The 2,473-nt window shown below is 43.3% G+C and carries 3 protein-coding genes; 2 read left to right on the top strand and 1 reads right to left on the bottom strand.

All coding sequences use genetic code 11. The features are described 5' to 3' along the window. The first annotated feature begins 65 nt into the window (after nucleotides 1-65). Nucleotides 66-668, top strand: a complete 603-nt coding sequence (locus IQR33_RS23605) for an ACP phosphodiesterase (protein WP_085569047.1) — start codon at nucleotides 66-68, stop codon at nucleotides 666-668. Nucleotides 669-735: 67 nt separating this feature from the next. Continuing rightward, nucleotides 736-1,995 carry a DEAD/DEAH box helicase gene (locus IQR33_RS23600; protein ID WP_165935324.1) on the top strand — a complete coding sequence of 420 codons (1,260 nt, stop codon included), beginning with the start codon at nucleotides 736-738 and terminating at the stop codon, nucleotides 1,993-1,995. Between the two features lie 27 nt (nucleotides 1,996-2,022). Here the strand turns inward: IQR33_RS23600 and IQR33_RS23595 are convergent. After that, the coding region (locus IQR33_RS23595; protein ID WP_193844106.1) for an EAL domain-containing protein at nucleotides 2,023-2,473 on the bottom strand (451 nt) is incomplete at its 5' end.

The following is a 2,473-nucleotide window of genomic DNA, read 5'->3' as shown; positions in this document are numbered from 1 at the left end:
CGTCGTAATTGACGTTATACTAGGTTCATGTCACACCAAGCCCTAGAGGCCAAAACTGGCGTCGAATGAACTTTCTAGCCCACCTGCATATCGCAGATCACAGTAACAGCCATTTATTGGGAAACTTGCTTGGAGACTTCGTAAAAGGAGATCCAAGCAAGCTGTATGATCGCGATATCTCAAATGGTATCAGATTACATAGATTTGTTGACCGTATTACTGACCATCATCCAATCGTCAACGAATGTAAGCCTCATTTCACTGGTATTGCGAGACGTTTTGCACCTATCGCTTTGGATATGTTTTGGGATCATTGCCTCGCAAAACACTGGAACGACTTTCATTCCGTGCCTCTCGAACACTTTGTCCAAACGGCATACGAGCGAGTAAACCGAGAGGTTCATGAACATTTGCCGCCACGTTTTTTGGTGCTCCACAGCAGAATGTGGCATGGCCGATGGCTTCAATCCTATCAAGATCTAGACAATATAGAATTTGCACTACATCGGATGTCGCAAAGAAGCCCTAGAATGGCAGACTTAACCACAACATTTAAAGTGATTGAAAGTGATTACACCGAATTAGAAGAGAAGTTCTCGTCACTTTATCGAGATGTTTTGCGCCAGTCGTATGACTTTCAGCAACAGCTTAATGACTCAACTCAATGAGATAGAAAAGTAGTATGGCTTTAGGGGCTCTGGTAAACTCTGCGCTCCAAAAATAATGAGGTTACACATGTCTGTTAATTTTGCTGATTTAGGCATCGAACAAAAGCTAATCGAGACGCTAGGCAATCTAAATATCGTGACGCCAACACCAGTGCAAGAAAAGTCAATTCCACACGTCCTTGCAGGAAAAAACTTACTTGCTGCTGCACAAACTGGTACGGGAAAAACGGCTGCGTTTGGTTTACCTATCATACAAACCGTTCAGCAAAAGAAACTTAACGGCACACCTCAAGCATTGATTTTGGTTCCAACACGCGAGCTTGCACAGCAGGTATTTGATAATTTGAATCAGTACTCGGCAGAAACAGAACTTCGCATCGTGTGTGTTTATGGTGGTACAAGCATTGGCGTACAAAAGAGAAAGTTAGAAGAGGGTGCTGATATTTTGATTGCCACGCCAGGCCGCCTTTTGGATCACCTGTTTAATGGTAACGTAAACATCTCTAAAACCGGTATGCTCGTGTTAGACGAAGCCGACCGTATGTTAGATATGGGATTTTGGCCTGACTTGCAGCGCATCTTCCGACGTTTGCCTGCTGAGAAACAGATCCTATTGTTCTCTGCGACATTTGAGAAGCGAATCAAAACTATTGCGTATAAACTCATGGAATCGCCAGTTGAAGTCGAAGTTTCACCAGCAAATACGACTGCTGAAACGGTAACACAAATGGTTTATCCAGTGGATAAAAAACGGAAACGTGAATTGCTAGCGTACTTAATTGGCTCGCGGAATTGGCAGCAAGTGCTTGTATTTACAAAAACGAAGCAAGGCAGTGATGAGTTAGCGAAAGAGCTCAAGTTAGATGGCATCAAAGCGGTTTCTATCAACGGCGATAAATCACAAGGTGCCCGCCAAAGAGCTTTGGATGAATTTAAACAAGGTAAGGTACGTGCTTTGATTGCAACCGATGTGGCAGCACGAGGGTTAGACATTCAAGAGCTAGAACAAGTCGTGAACTTTGATATGCCATTCAAAGCAGAAGATTATGTCCATCGAATTGGCCGCACTGGAAGAGCAGGAAAGTCAGGTTTGGCGGTTTCTCTGATGAGTCGAGATGAGGAGTACTTGTTGCAAGCTATCGAGAATCTGCTTGATCAACGCTTACCCCAAGAATGGCTGGCAGGTTTCGAACCAAGTCTTGTAGAAGAAATTGAGCCTGAACAAAATGGGGGTGGGCGTCGTCGTAGTCGTTCATCTGAGAAGCGTAAGCTAAAAGCAAAATTGGCGATTCATAAGAATCGTGGTAAATCACGTAGCTCTCGCTAAACCGCGCAAACTTTTGTTCTTACATAGTCAGGCTGTTTTTGCCTCTTCATAGGCGTCTAACGTTTGGGGGATAGCAAGTAGGTACCCTTGATACATATCGAAACCGAGCTTTTTCATTAAGCGAAGTTGATGCTCGGTTTCAATTCCTTCGATAACGGTTTTAGAGCATAACGCTTTTGCGAGTGATAATGCATCGTTAAGCGCTTTAAAATCACCGTTTTCATACCTTAGCAATAAAGAGCGATCCATCTTGATTATATCTGGGCAAACGCTTCTCACTCGCTCAGTTGTCGATGCATTGACGCCATAATCGTCAATCGCTAATTTAAATCCTTCAAGACTTAACTCCCGAGCAGCTTGAGACAAAGAGAGTTCATCCTCCACCTTCAATTCAAGTAACTCCATGACGATTTGTTCATTCATCAAATGCGATTCATAAATGGTTTGTTTTAGCAGTCGGTTATAAGTGATGTCTTTA

Source organism: Vibrio sp. OPT46 (assembly GCF_015163535.1).
Classification (GTDB): domain Bacteria; phylum Pseudomonadota; class Gammaproteobacteria; order Enterobacterales; family Vibrionaceae; genus Vibrio; species Vibrio alginolyticus.
The sequence above is the reverse complement of the archived record's forward strand: the minus strand, read 5'-3'. Positions and strand labels throughout refer to the sequence as shown.